The 5,173-nt window shown below is 43.9% G+C and carries 6 protein-coding genes; 1 reads left to right on the top strand and 5 read right to left on the bottom strand.

What is annotated here, in order from left to right:
* Positions 1-12: 12 nt before the first annotated feature.
* The 4 genes from VF500_RS09515 to VF500_RS09500 all read right to left on the bottom strand — a co-directional run bounded on the left by VF500_RS09515 (position 13) and on the right by VF500_RS09500 (position 3,093).
* On the bottom strand, positions 13-852 hold the full coding sequence (locus tag VF500_RS09515; RefSeq protein ID WP_330859452.1) for an SDR family NAD(P)-dependent oxidoreductase: 840 nt from the start codon (positions 850-852) through the stop codon (positions 13-15).
* A gap of 32 nt (positions 853-884) precedes the next feature.
* Positions 885-1,337 carry a nuclear transport factor 2 family protein gene (locus tag VF500_RS09510; RefSeq protein ID WP_330859451.1) on the bottom strand — a complete coding sequence of 151 codons (453 nt, stop codon included), beginning with the start codon at positions 1,335-1,337 and terminating at the stop codon, positions 885-887.
* 85 nt (positions 1,338-1,422) lie between these two features.
* Positions 1,423-1,641, bottom strand: coding sequence for a tautomerase family protein (locus tag VF500_RS09505; protein ID WP_121229261.1), 219 nt, complete (start codon positions 1,639-1,641; stop codon positions 1,423-1,425).
* Between the two features lie 183 nt (positions 1,642-1,824).
* Positions 1,825-3,093, bottom strand: a complete 1,269-nt coding sequence (locus VF500_RS09500) for an epoxide hydrolase family protein (RefSeq protein ID WP_330859450.1) — start codon at positions 3,091-3,093, stop codon at positions 1,825-1,827.
* A 642-nt stretch (positions 3,094-3,735) separates the two neighbouring features.
* On the opposite strand from VF500_RS09500, the gene VF500_RS09495 reads away from it, so the two are divergent.
* Positions 3,736-4,533 (top strand): siderophore-interacting protein, encoded by a 798-nt coding sequence (locus VF500_RS09495; RefSeq protein WP_330859449.1) that lies wholly within the window; start codon positions 3,736-3,738, stop codon positions 4,531-4,533.
* A 67-nt stretch (positions 4,534-4,600) separates the two neighbouring features.
* Here the strand turns inward: VF500_RS09495 and VF500_RS09490 are convergent.
* Positions 4,601-5,173: hypothetical protein (locus VF500_RS09490; protein WP_330859448.1), on the bottom strand; the 573-nt coding region annotated here is incomplete at its 5' end.

The raw sequence follows: 5,173 nt of genomic DNA, 5'->3' as shown, positions 1-5,173 counted from the left end.
GCATCAACAGTGTTATTTAAAATCGGCGGAGATGATAGTTTCCTTCCAGTATTCTACTTCCGCGGTCATGGCCTTTAATTTTTCTGAGGTGCGATTGTATGCATCCCGGCCCAGGTAAAGATGGACCGGCGGTTCTTCATTTTCGGCCAGACCTATCAATATTTCGGAGGCCCGCTCCGGATCGCCGGGCTGCTTGCCGTTAGCCGCCATGTAACGCTCCTGTGTATCTTTAACAGCCTTGTAACCTTCTATCTTGCTTTCAACAAACGCCAACGAATCTTTGGTTAAAAAGCCTGTTCTAAAACCCGATGGCTCAACAACGGTTACATTAATATTGAACTCTTTAACATCAAGTGCCAGTACTTCTGAAAAAGCGGCCACCGCGGCTTTTGTGGCGGAATAAACCGACCAGCCCGGCGCACCTACAAAACCAGCAACCGACCCCATATTTATAATATGACCAGACTTTTGATCTCGCATTACCGGCAAAACCCGCTTTACCACATTAATTGTAGCCAGCACGTTTACTTTAAAAATGTTGATGATGTCCTGTTCCGGTATTTCTTCCAGCGTTCCGGCCATGCCATAGCCGGCATTGTTCACTACCACATCCAACCGGCCAAATGCTGTCAGCGTTTGTTGCACCGATTCATCAATACAATCGGGATTATTTAAATCAACAGACATAGGCAAAAAGCGCTCCTTATCAATCAGGCCAACAGCCTGGCTTAGCGCGTGGGCATCACGTGAGGTTGCAGCCACACGGTAACCATTGTCAAGCAGCATTTTTACAAGGGTTAATCCCAGTCCCTGGGATGCCCCGGTTACGTACCATACTTTTGAATTGCTCATAACATTATTCTTTTAATCCAATTAACGGAGCGTTAATCACCAACATCGGTGATCATTTTGTTAACTATAAACCACTTGCCGTCAATTTTATGGAACGACAGGAACTCATCATAGTTAAAATCATACATTTTAACATGAACTTTGGCGACAGCAATCGAGTTTACAACATCAATAGATATGATGGTACCCTTAAAAGGTTTGCCCGAATCTTTTACGCTTTGACGATTTTTAACACCATCAAGGTACTGATCAAGTGTTTTGGCGTAAGGTTGTCCTTTTACATCGCCAAACAATAATGTTCCCGGTTGATAAACTGGGCGAAGAACCTCTATGTCGCCTTCATAGATCCCTTTGAAGTATTGATTTTCCAGTACCTGGCCAATTGCCAATGAATCTTGCTTATTAATTTCCATCTTCTTTTGATTTTGTGCTTTTGCTACCAGCATCAAGCCCGATAAAAAAGCTGTTAATACAAGTGTTTTCATGTTAATTAAAGATTATGTCCTGCCGACAAATTGCCGTCAACATTAATAGCTGCTCCGCCATCACCACGTTTGTTTCTTCATGGCTCTATTTCTTATCGGCAGTTATCCCCTTTTCTCTCAATACAGATACCTGCTCGCCTGCATATCCCCAATCATCCAGCTCAACTTCCTGTATCACTACGTGGGTGAGGTGAGGATCTTTATTAAGCACCTGGGTAACCAGATCTGTTACCCCTTTTATGAGGGTTTGCTTTTGCTCGCGGGTAACACCTTCGCGGGTTATTTCTATTTTGATATATGGCATGGCTTTATTTTTTTGTTAAAGTAAATTTTAGGCAGCCTTAGCTGTTTTGCATTTTATTATATAACAAAGTACGGCAGCATTTTTGAGTTAAGTATGTGACCTACATCACATTTAAACAGCATAGGCTTATTTGTGATACAGGTCACAATACGCAGACAGAAACAGGTGCTTTATATAATTTTATTATCGCAGCGTTTTAAATGATGCCCTCATTTCTTCTGCAAATGTTTGGGGTTGTTCCCATGCGGCAAAGTGACCACCTTTATCAAGTTTATTGTAATGGATCAGTTTTGGATAAGCCCGCTCTGTCCAGCTTTTAGGTGCCTGGTAAAGCTCATCTGGAAAGGCGCTAACCGCAACAGGAATAGTGATCCCCTTGGGTGCAAAAAAGGCAAGTTTGCTTTCCCAGTATAAACGAGCCGAAGAAGTAGCCGTACCTGTTAACCAATAGAGTGTAACATTGTCAAGAATATCATCTTTGGTCAAACCTTCCGGCTGCCCATTGAAAACACGTGTCATGAGCGCAAGGCTGACGCCATCGTGGTCAAGCATCCATGCAGCAAGACCAACGGGTGAATCCTGGATCCCGTATAAGGTTTGAGGCCGGTTGGCCATCTCGTTAGCATAGCCCAAACCATGTTTGTAGAAAAAGTCGAGCTGGTCCCAGGCATGTTTCTCATCATCTGAAAGGCCTGCAGGTTGCTGTTCGCCATACTGAAGCGCTTTAGCTACCTCGGCAGGAACAGTAGCCGGCATATTGGTGTGGATGCCAACCAATCCCGGAGGTGTTAGCAGTGCCATCTGTTCGGTAACGGCGTTACCCCAATCACCGCCCTGGGCTACATAACGGGTATATCCAAGCCGTTTCATCAATACTACCCATGCCCTTGCAATATGCTGCGGATCCCAGCCGGTTGAGGCCGGCTTGCCCGAAAAACCGTATCCGGGAAGTGATGGGATAACCACATCAAAGGAATCTTCGGCCTTGCCCCCGTATGCGGCAGGATCGGTAAGCGGGCCGATAATTTTTAACTGCTCAATTATTGAACCTGGCCAGCCATGTGTAATGATGATGGGTAAGGCATTTTTATTTTTGGAGCGAACGTGTATGAAATGAATGTCGAGCCCATCAATATTTGTTGTAAACTGAGGTATTGCGTTCAGTTTTGCCTCGCATTTGTGCCAATCATAGCTATTGGCCCAGTATTGTGCCAATGCCTGCATGGTGGCAAGCTGTACACCCTGCGATTGGTCATTTACAGTTTCACGCTCGGGCCATTGTGTCGCTAAAATGCGGCTTTTCAGATCAGTGAGCTTTTTTTCGGGAAAGCTTACATGAAATGGATGGATAGCTTCATCTGCAGATGTGGTTTGTGCACCGCTTAAATGGCCTTGTGCTACAATTGCAGTGGCAATAATTGTACTAACAAGGATTTGGTTAGTCTTTTTCATGGTTTTAATGTTTTGGTTTCACTCGATTTGCTTTTCACACCCCATTTTTATGCCACTGAAATAAATAACTGAAAATCAAATAATTAAAACAAAAACCATGCACATAAAACCTTCCAATATCACGAATTATGAAAATTATTCTTGACATGTCGTGACTAAAATGAATATCCATGCTATGCCAAAAGAGCCAAAACACACTAATAATCAAGCAAATAACATCAAGATCAGAAATACATCTTATCCCCCTCGATAAAACAGATTGAACAATGCTGTTCAATGATGCTTAATTATACTATTGTACTCCGTTTAGCTCCTGACAATGATCTATTGATTATAAAATTGTAAGCGACAATCAAACTGGGATCTTAAATAGTATATCATGTCAGCTCCCCTGCGGACAATACCCGAAATAGTCCAATCAATACACCAATACTGCTATTTATTGAAGTTAAAAAAGGCGGTTTCTTTGTGCCATAAAAAAATGCATGCCTCAAATTCCTGTTAAAAGGCATTGATCTTATCCGGCCTACTTGCCGAACCTGGTGATACCGGTGTAGATTTCTTTTAAATGGTGATGTGTCCCGGATTACATGGTATTGGCACCACCTTTCAGGCTGCATGAGCTTATAACTTTATTGATAAATGAATCAGATGATAGAAAAAAGAAATGCGGTGCGTTCTGTATTCACCGTTAAGGAGAGGATTTTGATGACGCCTCATTACATCCGCGTAAAATTCGCGATGTCGGATGAGCAGATGGAACTGTTCAGTAATGTCAGGATTGGAGCTAACAACAAGATATTTATCCCGCAACCGGAAACAAAGCGGGTCATATTTCCGGATGAAATAAATCAGGGTGCTTCCACAAGAAGAACTTATACAACCAGGCACATCGATTATATACACAGGGAGATCTGGATCGATTTCGTGGCGCATGGCGACAACGGCCCCGCTTCTTATTGGGCTAACAGGGCAAGAACAGGAAGTGTATTGGGCATCGCAATGAAAACCGGTAACAGGCCTTTGTTCCCGGACGTGAATGAGTACTTGTTTGTAGGAGATCATACAGCCCTACCGGTAATCAGTGTGATGCTGGAGCATCTGCCGCCTGGTTCCCGGGCAAGGGCGATCATCGAAATCTTCGGCCGGGAAGATGAGTTGAAACTAACTTCGGCGGCAAACCTGGATATTGAATGGATATACAACCCCGATCACAGGGAAGAAAGCCGACTGGCCAAACTTGTACGAAATACCGTACTTCCGGCCGGGAACAGGTTTTGTTTTGTAGCCGCCGAGTACGGAACGGCAAAAGAGCTGAAAAAATATTTCAAGGAAGAAATGGCTTGGGCACCTGAAGAATATTCGGTGGTCTCTTATTGGAAAAAAGGGGAATCGGAAGACCAGTCTTCATTAAAACGACAGGAAGAACGGCAGGCCTGATTTAGGACCCTCCACAAACGATCACGACCAGTCGATATTCATGAAAAAATTATTACAGGGATGTTTTTCATGGATAATAGGTCATTTGAAAATCGACAACTTTCACCGTTTGGCCGGCAAGCTCCGTTGTGATCTTTAAACGATTGCCATATTTATCATAGGTATAGGTTTCTTTGAGTTCATAAGGCGGCATGCGAGCGGCTGGTATGCTGTTTTTTAGCACAAAAATTTCACCAAGCAGTGGATCATCGCTTCGAATACTGCGGGTAGCAACCTTTCCCTGGGCTGTATAGGTAAAGCTGGTGGTGGTCTGACTTTGTTTGTCCTGGAAAGTCTTGTCTTTGACCTCTGTGGCAACCAGGTTCTGGGCGTTATAAGTATTATGTGTTAACAGCAGCCAGTTGGTGGTACTGTCCCGGCTTTCGGTCAAATGCCCGGCGGCATCATACTGATTAACGATATGCTTATATAATTTGCCATCAAACCAGAGGCCCCGCATCTCCATGAGGCGATTACCCTTGTAGCCGTAGCTATTACGCTGGTATTTACCGCCTTTGTTCATGTATGAATCTTGACGGATCAGATGATTTTGTGCATCATATCCGTTCTCCATCCGCGAGGTATGGCTTTCGGAACTGAG

The sequence above is a fragment of the Mucilaginibacter sp. genome (assembly GCF_036383575.1).
In the GTDB taxonomy this organism is placed as follows: domain Bacteria; phylum Bacteroidota; class Bacteroidia; order Sphingobacteriales; family Sphingobacteriaceae; genus Mucilaginibacter.
Note: the sequence above shows the minus strand (reverse complement) of the source record. Positions and strands in the feature narration are given on the sequence as shown.